The organism is Pullulanibacillus pueri, assembly GCF_014639255.1.
Classification (GTDB): Bacteria; Bacillota; Bacilli; order Bacillales; family Sporolactobacillaceae; genus Pullulanibacillus; species Pullulanibacillus pueri.
Genome location: NZ_BMFV01000012.1, coordinates 79,708 through 99,145 on the forward strand (window position 1 = coordinate 79,708; position 19,438 = coordinate 99,145).

Annotated in this window: 17 protein-coding genes; 3 read left to right on the forward strand and 14 right to left on the reverse strand. The window is 39.6% G+C overall.

What is annotated here, in order from left to right; genetic code table 11:
- Positions 1-264 precede the first annotated feature (264 nt).
- On the reverse strand, positions 265-1,584 hold the full coding sequence (locus IEV91_RS09510) for an MFS transporter (RefSeq protein ID WP_188497193.1): 1,320 nt from the start codon (positions 1,582-1,584) through the stop codon (positions 265-267).
- A 384-nt stretch (positions 1,585-1,968) separates the two neighbouring features.
- On the opposite strand from IEV91_RS09510, the gene IEV91_RS09515 reads away from it, so the two are divergent.
- Together IEV91_RS09515 and IEV91_RS09520 are read left to right on the forward strand one after the other, a co-directional pair.
- Positions 1,969-2,502, forward strand: a complete 534-nt coding sequence (locus IEV91_RS09515; RefSeq protein ID WP_229745505.1) for a 3D domain-containing protein — start codon at positions 1,969-1,971, stop codon at positions 2,500-2,502.
- A gap of 151 nt (positions 2,503-2,653) precedes the next feature.
- Positions 2,654-3,925 (forward strand): glycosyltransferase family 2 protein, encoded by a 1,272-nt coding sequence (locus IEV91_RS09520; protein ID WP_188497194.1) that lies wholly within the window; start codon positions 2,654-2,656, stop codon positions 3,923-3,925.
- Here IEV91_RS09520 and IEV91_RS09525 read toward each other — a convergent pair.
- The 8 genes from IEV91_RS09525 to IEV91_RS09560 all read right to left on the reverse strand — a co-directional run bounded on the left by IEV91_RS09525 (position 3,922) and on the right by IEV91_RS09560 (position 12,320).
- Positions 3,922-4,125 (reverse strand): hypothetical protein, encoded by a 204-nt coding sequence (locus IEV91_RS09525; protein ID WP_188497195.1) that lies wholly within the window; start codon positions 4,123-4,125, stop codon positions 3,922-3,924. The two genes, IEV91_RS09520 and IEV91_RS09525, sit on opposite strands and share 4 nt — an antisense overlap.
- A gap of 17 nt (positions 4,126-4,142) precedes the next feature.
- Positions 4,143-4,457 carry a DUF2642 domain-containing protein gene (locus tag IEV91_RS09530; RefSeq protein WP_188497196.1) on the reverse strand — a complete coding sequence of 105 codons (315 nt, stop codon included), beginning with the start codon at positions 4,455-4,457 and terminating at the stop codon, positions 4,143-4,145.
- Between the two features lie 453 nt (positions 4,458-4,910).
- Complete coding sequence (locus tag IEV91_RS09535) at positions 4,911-6,245, reverse strand: glycosyltransferase family 4 protein (protein WP_268236377.1); 1,335 nt, start codon at positions 6,243-6,245, stop codon at positions 4,911-4,913.
- 338 nt (positions 6,246-6,583) lie between these two features.
- The gene (locus IEV91_RS09540; protein WP_188497198.1) at positions 6,584-7,507 is read right to left on the reverse strand and encodes an NAD-dependent epimerase/dehydratase family protein; all 924 of its coding nucleotides are present in this window, start codon (positions 7,505-7,507) and stop codon (positions 6,584-6,586) included.
- Positions 7,508-7,969: 462 nt separating this feature from the next.
- The gene (locus tag IEV91_RS09545; RefSeq protein ID WP_188497199.1) at positions 7,970-8,881 is read right to left on the reverse strand and encodes a selenium metabolism-associated LysR family transcriptional regulator; all 912 of its coding nucleotides are present in this window, start codon (positions 8,879-8,881) and stop codon (positions 7,970-7,972) included.
- A 71-nt stretch (positions 8,882-8,952) separates the two neighbouring features.
- A complete protein-coding gene (modA, locus tag IEV91_RS09550) occupies positions 8,953-10,842 on the reverse strand; it encodes a molybdate ABC transporter substrate-binding protein (RefSeq protein WP_188497200.1) in 1,890 nt (629 codons plus the stop codon).
- Positions 10,823-11,668 (reverse strand): ABC transporter permease, encoded by an 846-nt coding sequence (locus IEV91_RS09555; RefSeq protein ID WP_188497201.1) that lies wholly within the window; start codon positions 11,666-11,668, stop codon positions 10,823-10,825. The genes modA and IEV91_RS09555 overlap by 20 nt, the downstream gene beginning before the upstream one ends.
- Before the next feature lie 262 nt (positions 11,669-11,930).
- The gene (locus IEV91_RS09560; RefSeq protein WP_188497202.1) at positions 11,931-12,320 is read right to left on the reverse strand and encodes a hypothetical protein; all 390 of its coding nucleotides are present in this window, start codon (positions 12,318-12,320) and stop codon (positions 11,931-11,933) included.
- A gap of 304 nt (positions 12,321-12,624) precedes the next feature.
- On the opposite strand from IEV91_RS09560, the gene ilvA reads away from it, so the two are divergent.
- On the forward strand, positions 12,625-13,884 hold the full coding sequence (gene ilvA / locus IEV91_RS09565; protein ID WP_188497203.1) for a threonine ammonia-lyase IlvA: 1,260 nt from the start codon (positions 12,625-12,627) through the stop codon (positions 13,882-13,884).
- 191 nt (positions 13,885-14,075) lie between these two features.
- Here the strand turns inward: ilvA and IEV91_RS09570 are convergent, their stop codons facing one another.
- The 5 genes from IEV91_RS09570 to IEV91_RS09590 form a co-directional block, all read right to left on the reverse strand.
- Positions 14,076-15,455 carry a L,D-transpeptidase family protein gene (locus IEV91_RS09570; RefSeq protein WP_188497204.1) on the reverse strand — a complete coding sequence of 460 codons (1,380 nt, stop codon included), beginning with the start codon at positions 15,453-15,455 and terminating at the stop codon, positions 14,076-14,078.
- 244 nt (positions 15,456-15,699) lie between these two features.
- Positions 15,700-16,791, reverse strand: coding sequence for a hypothetical protein (locus IEV91_RS09575; RefSeq protein ID WP_188497205.1), 1,092 nt, complete (start codon positions 16,789-16,791; stop codon positions 15,700-15,702).
- Positions 16,772-17,662, reverse strand: coding sequence for an ABC transporter ATP-binding protein (locus IEV91_RS09580; protein ID WP_188497206.1), 891 nt, complete (start codon positions 17,660-17,662; stop codon positions 16,772-16,774). The genes IEV91_RS09575 and IEV91_RS09580 overlap by 20 nt, the downstream gene beginning before the upstream one ends.
- Positions 17,646-18,473, reverse strand: coding sequence for a hypothetical protein (locus IEV91_RS09585; RefSeq protein ID WP_188497207.1), 828 nt, complete (start codon positions 18,471-18,473; stop codon positions 17,646-17,648). The genes IEV91_RS09580 and IEV91_RS09585 overlap by 17 nt, the downstream gene beginning before the upstream one ends.
- On the reverse strand, positions 18,448-19,017 hold the full coding sequence (locus IEV91_RS09590) for an RNA polymerase sigma factor (protein WP_188497208.1): 570 nt from the start codon (positions 19,015-19,017) through the stop codon (positions 18,448-18,450). Before IEV91_RS09590 ends, IEV91_RS09585 begins: the two co-directional genes overlap by 26 nt.
- Positions 19,018-19,438: the final 421 nt, after the last annotated feature.

Here is a 19,438-nt window from a genome sequence, read left to right on the forward strand (position 1 = left end):
CCGTCACGTCCGTGTGACACCGCCGAAGCTAGCACTTCCTGTGCGTCGAACGCCGACCCTACCCACATCGTGTGGGCATGAGGAAAGCGAGCGTTCTGAAGCAGAAGAGGCTAGGGCTCCTTCCAGAACAAGGCAAGTGTGACTTCACGAATAAACGTATACATTTTATATTTTAAAAAGGGAAACACCTGATTAATCGGCGTTCCCCTTTTAAAGTTCTCATTATGAAGGTCACACATTTTAAAAAGCATGAAATACGCTCGATTATTGATTTAAGTCTTCCAGTCTAGCCCCTTTCGTCTCAAGTGCAAGTGAAACAGAGATCAGTAAGCCACACAAACCAATGGCTGTAAAAAACCAAAGAGCGGCACTATTCCCCCACCAGGCTACGAAATTGGGAAATACTAATGTCCCTAAGATGGAACCAATGCGGCTAATCGAAGTCGCAAACCCTGCAGCACCTGCTCTAATACTTGTTGGAAATAATTCTGTTGGATACACAAAATTAAGAATACCTCCCCCCATATTTGCGAATAAAACAGCGGCACTAAATAGGATGACGAGAAAGGCTACCGTAGGGTGTGGCATGATGGCTAGGATGAGTAAGCCCAAGGTTAACCCCGCAAATGAAGTGATAATTAAAGGTCTTCGTCCCCAGATATCAACCAGTTGAGTGCCAATAAGCGCTCCAATCAATCCCAGTACACTCACAATGGCTGAAGCCACATACGTTTGATTGAGTGAACCTTCTGTAAAGGCTGAAAGTAATGTCGGCGTATACATTGAAATGCCATAATAGGCAATGGCATAACAAAACCAGAAACCACAAACAAAGAAGGTCCGTTTAAGAAGTTGGTGGGAAAAGAGCATGCGCAATCGCACTTTCTTTTCAGTTTGAGCCGTTAAAACCGTCTTGCGTCCAGTCAAGGAAAGCATAATGGCTTCTGCTTCTTTTTCCCGGCCCTTTGAAACGAGCCACCTTGGAGATTCTGGAAGACCAAGCCTGAAAATGAAAATAATAATAGCAAAAATCGCGCCGACCAATATCATGTATCGCCAAGCATTGTCACCCAATTGTAATAACACGATGCCTGTGATATAGGCAACAACCGCGCCGACAAACCACATCATGCCCAGAAAAGTCCCTGATTTACCCCTAGTCTTTGTTGAACTAAATTCGGATACGAGCGTCGCAGAAATAGGATAATCTGCACCTATCCCTACACCCAATAGAAAACGAAAAAGGATCAGTTCGACTACATTCTGTGAAAAGGCGGAAAGTGCAGCAAAAAGAACAAACGCCACTAAATCAATGATATACATCGCTTTTCTTCCAAATGTGTCCGTAAGGTTTCCTAACCACGATGCTCCAATTAGTGAACCAATGATAGCGGCTGCCACAATCACACTCTGTTCACCCGCACTGACATGCCATTGCTTTAAGATCAGTGGCATAGCTACTGCAATAATCGTCAAATCAAACCCATCAAGGAATGTTCCACCAGCAGAAACAAACGACACTTTACGCTGAAATTGCTTTAGCTTTTTCGCATCTACTGGCGCATCAAAGGACTCAAAACTCATGCTTCACCCTCCCTTTTTATCCTATCAATACAATCAAACATGAGTGTATTCATCCCTATGGCGTTTATGATGGTTTTTCTTATAACGTCAGAATTTATAACTTAACGGAAGACCTTATAAGTGCAACTTAGGCTTATCGCATTAAGGCTTGGCCAAAAGCCCAGTTTTCTAATAACGTCAGAATTTATAACTTAATGGAAGACCTTATAAGTGCAACTTTGGCTTATCGCATTAAGGCTTGGCGAAAAGCCCAGTTTTCTAAAGTGACCTTTAAATGACATGATGAGTAAAGAAGTTGTAAAAGAATTTGTACAAGCCTGCAATCGCGGTGTTACATTCGCGTGTTAAAGTGATATTAACTTCAGAAGAAAAGGAGCCACTAATTTGAAAAAGTTTATCCTATCTATGAGTACAGTGATTTGCTTAAGTATTGGCATTTCAAGTGCCGCCTCAGCAAGCTCAACTACATATACGGTTAAGAGCGGCGACACGCTTTGGGACATTGCCCAACAGCATCACCTCTCCGTCAACCAACTCAAAAATTGGAATCACCTACATTCAGATATTATTTTTCCAAAACAAAAATTAGCTGTTGCGGAAGCGAAAGCTGCCGCAAAAGTTACGAGCACAAAAGAACTCACAGTCACAGCAACAGCGTATACCGCCAACTGTGAAGGCTGTAGCGGGATTACCGCCACAGGCATCAACCTGAAAAAGAATCCTGATTTGAAAGTCATTTCGGTTGATCCCAAAGTCATTCCTTTAGGATCCAAGGTTGATGTTGAAGGTTATGGCACAGCGGTTGCTGGAGATACCGGTGGTGCTATGAAGGGTAAAAAGATTGATGTCTTTGTTCCCTCTCAGAAAAAAGCTGAAGACTGGGGCCGTAAAAAAGTAAAAGTGAAAATTTTAAAGTAAATGATGAAAACCAAGTGCGACTTCAGCACTTGGTTTTTTTAATAAGTCCTTTTAAAATGAAAAGATATACAATAAAGACGCCTATAAACAAGCTTTCAGCGCATACATTATTTACTCCCACGATATATATGTAGAGTGGAGGTGACGCGAAATGAAGACGATTCATGTGGTTCTACTCGATTATAATAACAGGGTTTCTCTTGAAAAGGCGATTGTTAGCGTGCAACACATTCCCTATGTCTCAAAAATAACGGCTTTAAGCAACAAACCTCTACTTTCATCCTTTAAGCTCTCTTCCCTCCCTTTACAAGAAAAGCTTATTGTACACAATGATATTGGAATGACATTAAATCAATTGATCACAAACATAAACACAGATTTTGTTTTATTTTTATATAATGAGGATTACATTAATGATCCTCAGACATTAACTGCCGCAATAAAGCGAGATGCTGATGTGTTAACCGCACCCTATACTATACAAAATATAACCAACCAAAGACCTTGCCTGATTAAAAGCTCTCTTTTAAAGAAACACCCTTTTTTAAACGCTACACAAGTGCCGTTTTCCGAAGCAATCTATTCGATTTGGCTCAACACACTCAAGAAGGAAAAAATGTTACAGCTTGACGATGGCTGCATCCGTCAATATAGAAAGACCAAAAATGCTGATGCCTATCAAAAACAACTCTATCTCAACAAGCTCGACTTCACTGAACAAGGGGTTCACACACCCCCCAACCTAACGATCCTCATGCCCACTTATAATATGGCAGCTTATATTGAAACAGCCTTATTTTCTTGCTTGCACCAAACAAGGCGGGCTGCAAACATTTTAGTGATTGATGATGGATCGACGGATACGACGGCTTCTAAGTTAAAAAAATGGGAGCAGGCAGGCCACATACACTATTTTCAAACTAAAAATGGAGGAAAAGCGAGGGCACTAAATCAACTCTTACCGCATGTGACAACTGACTTTATTTTAGAATTAGACGCTGATGATTGGCTTGATCCAAATGCGATCGCCTCCATAAGTCAACGACTTCAGCGATTCCCTAAAAATTGCGCTGTCCTGTATGGGGATCTTAGATATTGGCGAGAGACATCAGATAAAAAGATCCAATATAAAGGCATAAAAAAAGGCCAACATGTTGGCAATGAAAAAGCCTTAATGACTTATCGCTTTCCTTTGGGGCCTCGCATATACCGGACATCTGCCTTAAAAGCAATCCAAGGCTTTCCCGTTATTGACTTTCAGGACGGACGCTTATTTGAGGATGTGAGTGTTTTAAAGGCATTAATAGCTTACGCTTCTTTAAAATATGAACCTTTTACTGTTTATAATGTCAGAGAACATAAAGAGAGTATTACAAAAAGTAATCACTCCAAATGGAGTGATTACTTAAAGAGCCTTAATTAAGCAAGAAATCTAACAAAGTTGATGGCATCTACACCAATAAACACTCGATCATTGGTGCCGTAACCAGATGTTTCTACCACTAATGCTAAGCTATTGGTAACATTAACTAAAATGCCTTGAACTAAGTTATTGTCTGTAGCAACCTCTGCCCTTTCACCGATTCGGCTTTGAAGTTCTTCAATAAACGTAGTACTAAACATGTGACAAGTGACCTCCTTTATTGAGTCTCTGTAACAAGTTCGATTTTATCTAATTTCACAAGGACTTGATCCCCAGAATTTTCCACAACTACAACATAATCACTTCTAACGGCAATTAAGGTTCCAGTAATTGTATCGAATGGCGTTGTCAGCTGAACCTGTTGACCTACTAAACTTTCTAATAGCTCACTTATAGAAGTTGGTGTTGTAGGTGTCGGTGTCGGCGTTGTAGAACCCGACCTTGATAGATTTAAACTGCCATCTAAAAGAAAACTCAAATCTAGGTTTAGCCCTGATTGTTGTTGTTGATTTAACTGATTGAGTAGGTTCATTAACAAAGCTCTACGCAATGTTTGATCAGCCATTTATGTCATCCTTTCTTAATCAAAAATTGTTCTACCAGTATTAATATATGAATGTCTACACTGATGGTATCAGCGATCAACCATTTTAATAGAAGTTCCACTATTAACCATGCTTAATGAGCCCCTTTTTTGCACTGATAGACTCCTGACGTGTATTTTTAAAAAAGGGTTGGCTCAGTGGAAGTCACTGAAAAAGTCAAATCAAGAATAGAATTGCAGAAATATGCGAGACTCCTGCGGGAACAAAGAGCCAGGAGAGACCCGACCAAACACACCCTATCTGGCCCCGAGGAGACTCGCGGATCGCCCGCGGAAAGCGAGTATATTTCTGCATTTAAATATCACATTCATGTTTTTCAGTGGCCCCGCTAAGTGATACCCTTTTCTAAAAGCATTATCACGGTTAGAGACAACGCTGATTTAGTGCTTCCCAGCAATAACGTCAGGAAGAACATAATCCGATGGCAGTCCCTTAATAACGGCATTCCACACAGGATGACCCTGAGGGGCATGTTTTGATAATTCCTGTTTTGATAGCAGCCCTTTTCCTTCCGTTCCGGCACGACCCTTTTTCTCTGAATGCATGAGCTGTGAATAAAGACTTTCTAATTTAGAGATCATGGTGTCTATTGACCACGTTTCTTTAGCCTTTCTTTTGCCGTTATTTCCAATTCTTCTAGACAAATGAGGATCTTCTAACAGCTGATTCATTAGCTTATATAATGCCAATGCCTTCTGTCTTCTAAATACGAACCCGGTTTTTCTGTGCTCAACCATGCTAGGTAAACCACCTGCATCACTCACAATTACTGGTACACCTAAAACCTGGGCCTCCATCACTCCATAGGGTAAATTTTCTTGTAGACTTGGAAGCACAAATATATCACTTTGTTTCAGAAGTGTTGGAATGTCATTTCGTTGCCCTAAAAGTGTCACATAAGGCTCGAGACCTAATTGAGTAATTTGGCTACGTAGGTCTCCCTTTAAGTTACCATCTCCTACGATCCAACACTGCCAATCCGTCCGTTTGTCTTTAAGTTGTCTTAGAGCGTCAAGTAATGTGTGATGCCCTTTTAGTGCCGTTAATCTCGCGATGCAGATGATGAGCTTTTTACCCGGTGGCTTTGTGATAAGTGGAGGGTTTCGTGCTGCTTTTTCAAAGGCCCTTATGTCCATGCCATTGGGAACAACGATCAATTGATCCTCTGGCACAGAAAATTCCCTTTTCATCACATCTTGAAGCCAGACTGAAGGGACAATCGTCTTATCACTTGAACATGCTCCAACAGATTCTAAGTCATGACAATATTTCTGAACTTCGGGTTCATGACTCAATCTTTCAATAAAATCCAATTCTTTGGTCAGACTGCTGTGTAATGTTGCTATAAGAGGGACATGCGTAGGTTTTACTCGAGCAAGTGAACGTGTTGAAATCACATCTTGTGTGTGGATAATATCGTATTGATTTAAATTTAAAGAGGCGGCTGCAAGTTCCAAACTATATCGACACAACTCCGTTTCTATAATCCAGCTATTCATTGACATACCTAAATGCTGATTAATCCAGGGCTTGATTTGAGACCTAAGCCCTTTTATTCTTATTAACGGCTTTCCTAGTATATAAAATTGGGGCCGATACCCTGGATACCGTGCTAAAACATCGACCTCGTGCCCCTTATTTTCTAAGTTTTTTTTCGTTTGTTCCACATATCTCCAGAGGCCTCCTGTATGGGGTAACGTCCAAAATGTAGCCATTAAGATCTTCAACTTTCCCCCACCTCCTAACACTCTAATTCCATAAAATCATATCGATGCTCATATAATATGAAAATCAAGCTCCTATTTTAGTCTGAAAAATAAAAAAGGTCCTTACTTAAATCTTTTTTATTTATATAGTATGTTCATTTATTAAGAAAGATTGGATATTTAGATTAGAAGACTATAAATATACGCTTATCCACTAGGTTAACCCCCTCTTTCTAACAAGATGAATAGAGTAAGGGTGACGAGTTAGCTTTAGGACCTCAAAAGTTCATGGCTATCTCTGGACCATTGCTCCATATAGTATCGGATCGTTTCATTCTATATTCTGACTATAGATGATTTTTGCTTTTGTAATAATTGATTGTTTCTTTGATCCCCTCATCAAATGAAACTGACGGAGCCCACCCCATAACCTGCCTAGCTTTTTCATTATCCAAACAACTGTCTCTTATGTCTCCTGGTCTGGCCGATTCGTAACAGATAGCAATGTTGTTAGGGATATAGTGAGATAACATGTCAACAACTTCACTAATCTTTTTCTGTGTCTTAGTCCCGATATTAATAATCTGGTTATCTCCTGTTTCTAACGCAAGGACATTTGCCCTTGCAACATCCTCCACAAAAACAAAGTCCCGCGTTTGGTGACCATCACCAAAGACCATTATCGTTTCTTTATTCAGTAACTTTCTTATAAAGATGGAAATAACGCCACCTTCTCCATTTGATGTCTGACGCGGTCCATACACATTCGCATAGCGTAATATCGTAAAGGGAAGACCAAAGAGTCGATGAAACACTTGGATATATTGTTCTGATGAGTATTTAGATACCCCATAAATAGAAAAGGGTCGAAAAGGTGCCTCCTCCTTAATGGGTAATTGATCATTGTTGCCATAGATCGCACACGATGAGGAAAAAATAAATTTCTTAATGTTATATTTTACGGCGAGGGTTAAGAGATTGATAGTCCCTAAGACGTTAATCATCGCATCATGGGTTGGATCCTGGATCGACTGAGAAACATTAATCTGTGCGGCAAGATGTATGATCGCCTCGGGTTTTTCTTTCTTAAATACTTCTTCTAACTCTGGTGAAGTAATGTCTTTTTTATAAAAAGAAACAGGAACAGAAGTATTTTCCTCTACCCCTGTCGTTAAGTTATCGACAACAACCACTTGATGTTGAGATTCGTGAAGCAAGTCAACAATATGAGATCCGATAAAACCGAATCCCCCTGTCACAAGTACTTTCATTTTAAAAACCCCTTCTTCTTCACTGCGCTCGTACTCTTTCACATTTGTATACCAAACAAAAATCATTTTTTAATTGATAAGCTTCAAGTTCAAGCCAGTACTATAATATATGAGCTCATACTGTTTTTCTTGTGGACGCGTGAATCAGGAGAGCCGTCTATTTTGGCTTCAAAATGAGGGATTCCCTTACAAAGAACCACCAGTTATGTAAAATAACAGAGTAACACAAGGCATAAAATATGAATTGGATCTATTTGACTTTGCTGTTTCAAGCGTCATGGATTCACTGACCAAACGGGTCCGTGCCAAGAAGAGACCATTTAAAAATGAGGACAACAACACCTATGAAAAACTTGTCTTGGCTTTATTCCTTCGATAGCCTCTACTTCCTAATTCTTCTCAAAAAGAAAGAACCCGGTGGTCTCTTTCCCACTGGATTCTTAGGCTGAATCATCACTCCATTTAGACATTTTTTGCAAGATTCACACTGGTTGTTTTAATATGCTCTACAAATTCCTTAATCCTTGGTATTTCCTCCTGTCCCCTTAGATAAGAAAGATAATAGGTCTGTTGAAAGGTGTTTACCGTTGGAATCAGCTGAACCCGGTCTGCTTTCACGGCCTGAACAGCAGCCCATTTTGAGACATAACTAATGCCGATCCCCACCTCAACAGCTGTAAGGATAGCCTCTGTGCTGCCAAACTGTGCTGCGATTTGAATATCTTGTAAATTCAGACCATGGTTGCTCATTTCTATTTCCATTCGCGAACGTGTCCCTGAGCCCTCTTCACGAAATACAAAAGGATACATGACAAGATCTGAGAGTTGGACTGGAGCGGTTAGTTTGCCCAACGGGTGATCTTTTGGCGCGATTAAAACAAGAGCATCAGCTGCGATGGCTTCTGATACGATGTTCTTAGAAACTATTGGAGCCCCGGTTACGGCAATGTCCACTTTCTTATTTAATAGCCGTGACTCGATCTCGCGTGAATCTGAAACCTCATTCAAGATATTCATTTGAGGAAACCGTTGATGAAAACCACCAATCCAATGAGGAAGGAGATAAGTTCCAGGAATGGTACTCGTCCCAATTCGTATAGTTCCTGTTAAAGTCTGGGGAAAGTGTTGAATTCCGGTCTCGAGCTCTTGCCACTTTTCAAGAAGCTGCTGTCCCATTTCGTAGACGTAACGTCCTGCTACCGTCGGTTCAACATATGTAGAATGACGTTCCAATAAACGTACACCTAACTCCTTTTCCAACCCCTTAACCTGGCTACTTACCGCCGGTTGAGTGACACCTAAAATTTCAGCCACTTCCGAGAAACTTGCCTTTTTAATGACTAACACGAAGGTTTGAATTTTTTTCAAGTTCATTTATGCCTCATTTCTAGAATCAAGCCCGTTGACTATGTCTATATGATACCAATATGATAGCATATCTTCCTTTAATTTGTAGGATCGTAGTGGTAGTCCGCAAATACACCTTGACCTTTCGCAGATAAAATATAATCTAAGAAAGCCTTCGCCCGTTTAGGGTGGGGGCCTTTCGTTGTGACAGCAATGTAATTGATTGACTCAACATTGTATTTTTCGGGGATTTCAATTATTTTAACTTTACTTTTATACTGAGCGGTGACATCGGTCAGGTAAACAACACCCGCATCTCCATTCCCCATTGAAATTTTCTCCAAAATTTGTTTGACATTCGTCTCCGTTGAAGCCACACGGCCCATGACATCCTTTTTAAAGTTTGGCCCATAGTCTCTTGAGGCCTTATTAATAATCTGCCTTGTGTATTGTCCTATAGGTACCGTATCAACTCCAATGATGAGCTTCGCCTGTTTCTTACCGAGATCTTGAAGATTGTGTATTTGCGCTGGGTTGTTTTTAGGAACAATAATCACCTCATGATTTTTAGAGACCTTATAAAAGTCTTTGACATAACCTTCTTTCTGTAATGTTTGAATATGACTAAGATTAGCTGAGAGAAATATATCTGCAGGAGCGCCTTGTTCTAATTGAGTTTGAATGATCTGTGTGCCTGCATAGCTGGCTTTAATTGCAATTGCAGGGTTGGCTCTCTCATAATTTTTAATAATGGTATTCATTGGATCTGTTGCATTGGCAGCAATTAAAGCCTCCATGGTCACCACTTTCCCTGTATGAGAGGTCCCAGCAAAGCCTTTAATGCCCGAAAATAAAATAAGAAATATGATGACAGCGACCATAGAAGTAATCGTGACGCTTATTTTCCAACGATTTTTCCGACGCCTTAATACCATGGATTTCTTTTGAAGTTGATGTTGTCTCTCTTTACTTAATGTTGAAGTCTGACTATCATATAACGTATGGGATGCATATACTCTTGCCTTGTCCTCTGACACACCTATGTAAACATGATCCCCTCGCTTAAACGTGGAGGCTTCAGTAGGAACATCAATTAAGAATGACTGATTCCCTTTGATGTGCAAACGATCAAAGGCCCCAAGGGTACTTATGTCCACAATATCCCCTTCCCAATGATAGTTTTTTCCAAGTGGGAATTGGGATACCTCAGCTTCCCAAGGATGAAAAGCAATCATTAAGCTCTGTTTACAATGACTTGAGTCTTCTGCTTGTTGAACAACCAAATTCGTACCAACAAATTCCGCAACAAATGGACTAGCGGGTTGCTTAATTATTTCTTCAGGGGTCCCCTTCTGAATCATGCTTCCCTGATCAATCACCGCAATCTCATCACCTAGTACTCTTGCATCCTCGTAATCATGAGTCACAACAACACAAGGAATAGAAAGGCTATCGAGCAACCCTTTGAGCTCAGTTCTCACATGACTGCGAGTCGAAATATCCAATGCTGACAGCGGTTCGTCTAATAGAAGTAAACTCGGACGGGTGACAAGAGCCCGCGCAAGAGCAACTCGTTGTTGCTGCCCACCAGAGAGTTGAGTTGGAAAAACATCCTCCAAGGCTTCAAGTTGTAATAAAGATAATACCTCTTCTAAACGTTTTTTCTTTTCAGGACGTTCTAAATGACGAATACCATATAAGATATTCTCCCTTACAGATAAATGAGGAAACAACGCATAATCTTGAAAAACAAAACCAATTTGTCGATCCTCCGTTGGGATAAATAGGTTCTCTTTGGTTGCTGTTAGTTTTGTGCCATTGATCTCAACAAAACCTTCATCTGGTGTCTGGAGCCCCGCGAGCAATTGAAGTGTTGTTGTTTTTCCGCAACCTGAGTGGCCAATAAGTGCCAATGTCTTATTGCCGACTTCTATCTCAATATTTAGTTCAAAATCCCTTAACTTCTTTTTAAAATGAAATGATAGCATCTGAATCCCCTTCTTTTTTCTTTGCATCCTGTCTGAGATGTGACATCCGCCCCACCAAAACAACCAATAAAAGGAGGACAAAGGATATAAAGAGTAATAGTGCTGACATTGCAATAGCCGTTTTTGAATCTGACTGCATAGCGGTATAAATAGCAAGAGGTAAGGTTTGTGTCTTACCCGGAAGATTGCCAGCGAACATCATCGTTGCACCAAATTCACCTAATGCCCGGCCCCAGCTCAGCGCTGCGCCTGTTAAGAGCCCCCCTGAAGCTAAAGGAATAGTGACACGCCAAAACGTTTGCCATCGAGAAACACCGAGTGTTCGTGAAACCGCCAAAAACTTATCATCGATGGTTTCGAATGCTTGCATCGCTGAACTTATGTAAAAGGGTGCCGAAATGAAGACTTGTGCCATAATAACCGCTTGTAAATTAAATGAAAAAGAAAGACCAGAAAAAGATAAAGTCGAACCTAACCAACCGACTCGTCCGAATACGAGAAGAAGCCCGACGCCAGCGACGGCTGGAGGGCTGACAATCGGCATTTGAATCAAAACTCTGACGAACCGATTCCCCCAAAAATGACTTTTAGCTAACCAATAAGCGACCGGCGTTCCACAGAGAATAATAATGGCTAAAGCTATTAAAGTGGTGCCTAAACTTAAATACAGTGCTTGATAGGAGACTTGTGTGTTGAGCTTTTTGAACAATTCTCCTGGAGTCATGGACACAAACACAGATAATAATGGAACGAATAGAAAGCCTAACATGATCGCTATGCCAAGGGCTAATATAAGCCGGATAAACGGTGTCCAAAAGTTTTTCATTTATTTTCTCCTCTCAAGGGTATAATATTTATTTATACATGATATAAAAAAATATTATCACAACCTTATAAATGAATAAACTCCCAAATCGCCTTAAACAATTAAACCCACAGTCTTTTAAAATAGCATAAAGAAAAAAGTACCACTACCTACAACCGTTTATGCATCAAAAAAAGGCTTGGAATCTCCAAACCTTTTTATCGTTTTCCGACAGAAGACGCCCACTTCAAGCCACTTATAAGCGTGCTAAGTGGTGGGTAGTTCAAACTTGTTTTTTTGTCATATAGGCTAGAGATATGTAAATAATCCCCACCAATGCCATCAAAATGGCACTTTTATAACCTTGGGAAGCTACAGAAAGGAATGAGAAGACAGCCCCTATGCCAACAAGGAGGCACAATAAGATATATAGAACTCTCCAAACTCTATATTTTAGGCCAAGAGACCCTATCCCCGTCACTAAACCTAAAATAAATATGGCCATGACAGGAATGATTTTCACAGTCAGATCTGCTGATGAAAGTGATTGTGTCTCCCACGCATTCGATAAACTTACACCGATGAAAACCAGGACACCCTGTCCTATCGCGATAATAAGTGTTAACAAACAAACACTTAAAGCGATACCTCTTGTAAGTCCAAACTTATTCATTTGATCTCCTTTGAACCCTTTTGATTCTTCTGAAATTTATATGATTATAACACATTTGATTTTTTCTTCAATCCCACCCTTTATCACGCCTCTCTGCAATCCATTGAATTATATAAATGTTGCATGATTTCTTAAAAAAGGTTATTTTCCTTACTTGACAAAATATTTTGATATGACTATGATAAAAGGAGCAGAACCCACCGCGCCTCTTCCTAAGGGCTTAGGTGGGTCATTTTTTTATCATAAAGACAAAAAGATTATCAATATTTAGAGAAAAAGATGGGAGCAGAGAGAGGACATTAAAATGAATACAAAAGTAAACCCTGTGGAAGTAAAGGACATCATGATTGCACATCAAGTTTTAAAAGATACCATCGTCAAGACCCCCTTACAAAAAGATCCAATTTTATCTGAGCGGTACAACTGTAACGTCTATTTAAAGCGTGAGGATTTACAAGTCGTCCGCTCCTTCAAATTAAGGGGCGCCTATAATCTGATGCAAAGTTTAACAAAAGCAGAACTTGAAAAAGGGGTTGTTTGTGCGAGTGCAGGCAACCATGCTCAAGGCGTCGCGTATTCTTGTAAGGCCTTAGGTGTCAAAGGGAAAATTTTCATGCCCACAACAACACCAAGGCAAAAAGTAAATCGTGTAACTTTTTTTGGTGAACCTTTTGTAGAAATCATACTTACAGGGGACACTTTTGATGATTCGTATGAACAAGCAAAGACCTACTGTGACGAGTATGATATGTCATTTATTCATCCTTTTGATGATATTCGCACCATCACAGGTCAAGGGACAATTGGGATAGAAATTCTGGACAGTATGGAAGAACCCATTTCCCATGTGTTTATGTCCATTGGTGGTGGCGGATTAATTTCTGGTGTCGGTGCCTATATGAAAGCGATTAGTCCTGATACCCAAATTGTTGGTGTCGAACCCGCTGGGGCTGCTTCGATGAAAGCCTCATTAGAACAAAATAAGGTCGTCAAACTTGAGCATGTCGATAAGTTTGTCGATGGTGCTAGCGTACAGCAAGTCGGGCACCTGACCTTTGAAATTGTGAAAAGCATTGTGGACGATATTGTTATTGTCCCTGAAGGCAAGGTCTGTACAACACTATTAGACTTATACACCGAAAATGCGATCGTTGCTGAACCCGCTGGAGCCTTACCTGTAGCGGCATTAGATTTTTATAAAGATCAAATCAAAGGGAAGAATATCGTCTGCCTCATTAGTGGTGGGAATAATGATATTGATAGAATGCAAGATTTTAAGGAGCGCTCTTTGATTTACGAAGGCTATAAGCATTATTTTATCGTCAACTTCCCACAACGTGCAGGAGCGCTTAGAGAATTTATGGATGAAGTTTTAGGTGAAACAGATGACATTACCCGTTTTGAGTACACTAAGAAAAATAATCGCGACAAAGGTCCTGTCCTTGTCGGTATTGAACTAAAACAAACCGAAGACTATCAACCTCTTATTGATCGAATGAATATAAAAGGGTTTAGCTATATCGAAATTAATAAAGACCCAGATTTATTTAATTTACTTATTTAAACCTCAATCATCAAAAATTTTATATTAGAAAACTTGGCCTGAACACATTAAAGTTGTCGCCAAGCCTTTATGGCACACTTATAAGGTCTTCCGCTAAGTTATACATTCTTACGTTTTAAAAAAACCCACCTGAGTGCTTTGAACTCAGGTGGGTTTTCATTAATATTATCTTCACATTGTAGCTTTATCGATCAATAAATAACAACTGGTTCATATTGGGTAAGGTTGTCATAAACTGATTTCATCACCTTAGGTGGCGTATTGACACAGCCACCAGATCCTTGTTTTAGATAGGCGGTACTTGACCAGTTTGTGCGCCAACTGGCATCATGAAACCCATCACCACTTAAAGTAAAAGGTGCCCAATAAGAAACCTTAATGGAATAATGGGGATTACCCGCTTCACTTCCTTTAAGTACAGAAGGTGATGCTTTATATTCGATATACCACACCCCTGTTGGTGTATCTTCATGGGTATCATGTCTACCAGTGACTACGGGTGTGGTTACTTTTAATTGACCATCTTTATAAATCCAAATCCGTTGTTCCTTGATGGACACCTCAGCATAAGTGTTTCCAATCCCATGATTCGTTGGATTATGATAGCCGACACCATTCACATTCCAACCCACGCCATAGACATTATACGCCAGAATCGACTTTTGTCCTTTTTCAAAGGCCTTGTCAAGCCGCTTTGATTCAGCCTTTTCATCAATGGCCCAACCGTAGGATTGCCCTTTTACTGAAATCACTTTACCCGCATGAGTCTTGAAGGTGTAATTTTTATTCAAAGTTGATTGGGCTTTATTAATGGCCTTTAGCTTTGCCTTAATCCCCTCGGTTTCAATGTGATACTTTAAGTCTTGCGAAATCGTGGCATTTTTAACGTAATCGCTTGCCTTCAATGTATACACCTTGTCCTGCACTTTATAATCAACCGTTCTCTTAATAAGGTCCTGTAGCTTTTCCTTTTCTGCTTTAACTATGGAGCTATCTGCCTTGATAGGTTGTAAGTAAACAGGCGTAAGATGGATGACACTACGAAACGCTTGTTTTTGATAGGCTTTTAATAAGCGTTTCACATCATACTGTTTTCCAGGCACACTTTTAGAAACAATGATTTTCCCCTTAACGAGCTGGGCTTTAGCATCCTGTGGTGCTGCTAAGTCTTTATTTAAGGATTGCAGTGCCTTTTCAATGTTCTTCTTCATCGCCTCCGATTGCTCTTGATCGGCATGAGTTGGAAAAAAGGAATAGTCTTTCGTTTTACCTGTTGGCCAAAAAGTTCGCTGCTTTCTTAATATATCTTGGACATCTTGCAGGCTGTCATTCGTGATCTCAAGCTTCGTATCTTTGCCATCCAAAATTTGCTTTTGACCGACATATACGATGTTTTTTAAGACCATTGATTTTAATTTCTTTGTCGCCTGCTCAGCAGTCAACCCACCCACCTTTGTGCCATTGATCGTTACATGTGCATTAAATCGCGTCATTTGATAATAAATTAGGCCTGCAAATGCGACAACGATGATGAAGAGAATACTAGATAGGATAATATAGATTTTACGCATGGACCTCACCTCACGAAACTGCTAAATCTAACATAGATTAAAAGGATTATAAATCTATTTTCTTCTCATGTCCATATCGATTGAACTCCTATATTATACCAGACCCCCGATCTTAGTACTCTCTCTTTTTTATCCAATTTTTGTGAATCCCTCACCACCATTATGTTTATTATGTGGCCTATCACAAATATGCCACTTTTTTATTAGATGATCATTCCTTAATCATCTGACTTTAGACCTTAATTTATGTAGTGACTTGCTTATGTTCCATGACCTTGAAAATCATTAAAATGAATATAACGGACGAAATTAGCATGATGATGCCAGCCATTATCGGGAGTAATACGGGATAGTCGTAGACATTAACCGTTTGAAAATCTACAAATAACGGCTTAACCTTCATCACATAAGGGAAAGAAAAACTCAAAAGCGTCTTCAACCATTGGACTTGAGTAAACTCCCTAATATAAGGGAACGCGAATATCCCTGCGCTTATAAAGAATGACATTAATGCATGTTTATTCACAGAAGAAATCAATAAAATAAGTAAGGCAAACCCGAAAGCTGCTAACAAATGGAGTCCGATCTGAATCAAGTGATACTCTAACAGGTTAAAAGCATATGGAGAACGATGATAGTCAAATAGAATCTGTATCGGTGCCTTCCAGCCTTCGTTGCCTATTCTGATTATGGTGATAAAAAAGTTATACAGTTCTAATGTAGACACCACACTTAATGTATAGAGCAGCGCTGCTCCTAATTTCGCCCATACTAAGGCTTTTCTGCCTTTTTTGGTACTCAGTATGTAGTGATCAACGCCAGAGCTATATTCTCTAGAAAAAATCGAAGAAAGACCGATTAAAAGCATGACTCCCGTTATAAGAAACGATAGGAAACTGATAAAATCAATCATTTGCTGGGGGCCTCTATAATTATACACATAGTTTAAATGATCGACCTTTTGTAGCATGTTTATTTGCAGTTCAGAGTTATAATGATGTTCGTTCTTAATATTGCTTATTTGTTTTTCATTCGCACTTTCAGTGGAATGTAAGACCGCTATCTCTTCGTACATTCCTAATTTTGATAAGTCTGTAAGCGTGAATGCCGTGTTCTCCAGATTAAATCCTTTACTGAGCACTTGATAGTTCTTTTCAGCCTGTTGAACTTTTTCCGTTGTTAAGGGGCCTTCCCATCGATGATACACGTCTTTTTTTAAAAGATCGACATTAGGAAAATCAGCAATAAGTGTCGCGAACACGAGTAAAAAAAGAAAGATAACGTAAAGGCTTTTTTGCTGAAAGATTTTCAAGAGCTCATACTTTAACAGCTGCATCTTGGGAGGCCCCCTCATCAAAATGATAGAGATAGAGATCTTCTAAGTGCGGAACCTCAGAGATTGCGTGAATATGGGGTCTCGTATCGCTCAAGATCCGCAATTCATATTTCTCCCGCACAAGCGCGATATTCACCACTTTATACTTGGATTGCAGCTCTAAAATCTCTCCTTCGCTGACTTGAACGGTCCACACTTTCCCTTCTATCTCATTTAATAACCTTTGCGGTGTATCTTTTTGAATCAATTGCCCCTCTTTGAGAATGAGAACTTCCTTTGCGATATATTCAATATCAGAGACAATATGGGTTGATAATAAAACAATACGATGAGATGATATTCTCGATAGCAAGTTTCGCAATCTTATCCTTTCCTTAGGATCAAGACCTGCGGTTGGTTCGTCGACAATTAATAGTTTAGGATCATTTAATAAGGCTTGAGCAATTCCGATACGCCGTTTCATACCGCCAGAGTACTTCCCCACTTTTTCCTTGCGCTGCTCTGATAAGCCAACAAGATCAAGAACCTCAGTAACCTTATCTTGTGTCTCTGCTTTTGTCAGTCCCTTTAAGTAAGCGATATAGCTCAAAAATTTTTCAGCGGTAAAGCTCTTATAAAGACCGACCTGCTGCGGTAAATATCCAATAAGCTCACGATAGCGATGCTCCATATCATTGATGTCTTGACCATTGAAAGATATGTGGCCAGAACTCGGATTCATCACAGTGGCAAGGATTCGCATCAACGTGGTTTTTCCTGAACCATTCGCTCCTAAGATGCCATAAACCCCCGGAGTCAACTCCAAACTAATGTCATCAAGTACAATTTTATCGCCAAAACACTTAGAGATCTTATCAAGGATTAAGTTCATATGTCATTCCCCTTTTATACATGTGTGTAATTCTACCAATAATGACAAGGCCGGCGCTGATGGTTATGAGAATATAAACCACAGGTGAAAGACTCTCAAGCTTTCCGATAAAATGAGACTGGCTTATTAAGCCACCAAAGGAAATCCAAATCATGAGCGAGGCTGTGATTGCATAAAAATGACGCAGTCGATTCACTATAATAAAGGCAATTGCTGTCATCACAGTAAACGGAGTTATCCAGAAAAGCAGCAATTTCCATAGCCAGATATGATGATAAAAAACAGTAAGTGAAACTGAAATAACAAGATTTATAAGGAGGTTAAAACCACCGATAATGACCATTTTCGATAAAATCATTTCTTGTAAACTATATTTAAATGACATCTCAAGCTCAGCCATGCCGGTATTCCGACTTTTTAAAGCTTCCATAAGACCGGTCAAAGTCGGAATAGGTGCTAAGATCATAATCATTCCATAAGGGTTCTGTTCACCTAAAAACACTGCAGCAAGAGCGACTAAGAAAAAGAGACTATTGGCTACCCAAAATAAAGGTGATATATAAAAGATCTCATGTAAGGCCCGCTTAAGGAGCACTGCCATATTTCTAAACATCAGCTCTCTTTTGTTGACTTTGACAGGAACAAAGGGCCTAAGCCTGTCGATTGTCATCATTATTTCTGCCTCACTTGGATATTCCACATCATACTCATCTAGCAGGGAACCGACGTCTTGTTCTAAATGCAGCAGCTCCTGGTCCCTCAATGCCACATCTACTAGCCCTTGATCATTTTTGCCTTCTCGCTTGGTCATCCTCTTCACCTCTTTTCAAACTTATTGACAGTTTAGTCAATCCTTGTTTTAATCGTGATTTTACCGTTGACACACTTGTCTCAGTCAGTGTAGCAATCTCTTTAATCTTCAAATGATGATAGTATTTCAAAATGACTGCCTCCCTCTGATATTCTGGGAGATTATGAATGGCATGCTTCACTTGTTCTCGCGTTTCTTTTTGTTCAAAAATATAGGAGACGCTCTTTTGCTTACTTTCCAGTGTCTCAGTAAGTTCAGATTGCTTATTGATCTGCCTATAACCTGCACTTTTCCAGTAGTCTCGACAGTGATTCACAGCAATTGAAAATAACCAACTTTTGAAAGCCCCTTTTTGCGAATAGGAATGAATGCTTTGCATCATTTTTATAAAAATGTCTTGCGTCAAATCATAAGCCGTTTCTTTGTTTCCAATTTTCCGATAGACAAAGGCATAAAGGGGTTTATAATATTTTCGAGTTAGTACTTCCATTGCGGCTTGACTTCCTGTGAGTATTTCTTTAATGAGTTCTTGATCCTCAGGCATTTTGACCACCTCATAAACTAAGACGAGATTTTATAAAAAAAGATTTAATTTTTTTGTCTTTTTATAGTTTTCATGACATAAAGAGAATCTGATAGCTACCTCTTCCACATCCAAACCTCTATACTGTAGTGAAAAGAATTTAATAGAAAATCATAAGCTTTATTGATAGTTTAGTTGTTGTGTAATAGTAAAACACTATCGAAAGCTCCATCTATACAGAAAGATCGGATTCGCAATTGAAGATCCCTTCATCACTTTAAGTCTTACTGAAGAACATAAAGCACCTCCCATATCGTATCACAAGAATCAGGAGGTGCTTTTTTCATTTATTAAGTTTGAACTCATTTTCAGAGGCTCTCTTTTATGCACTAAGGGTTTTCTTTTTCCAATAGAAAGATAACATTCCCAGCAATCAAGTAAC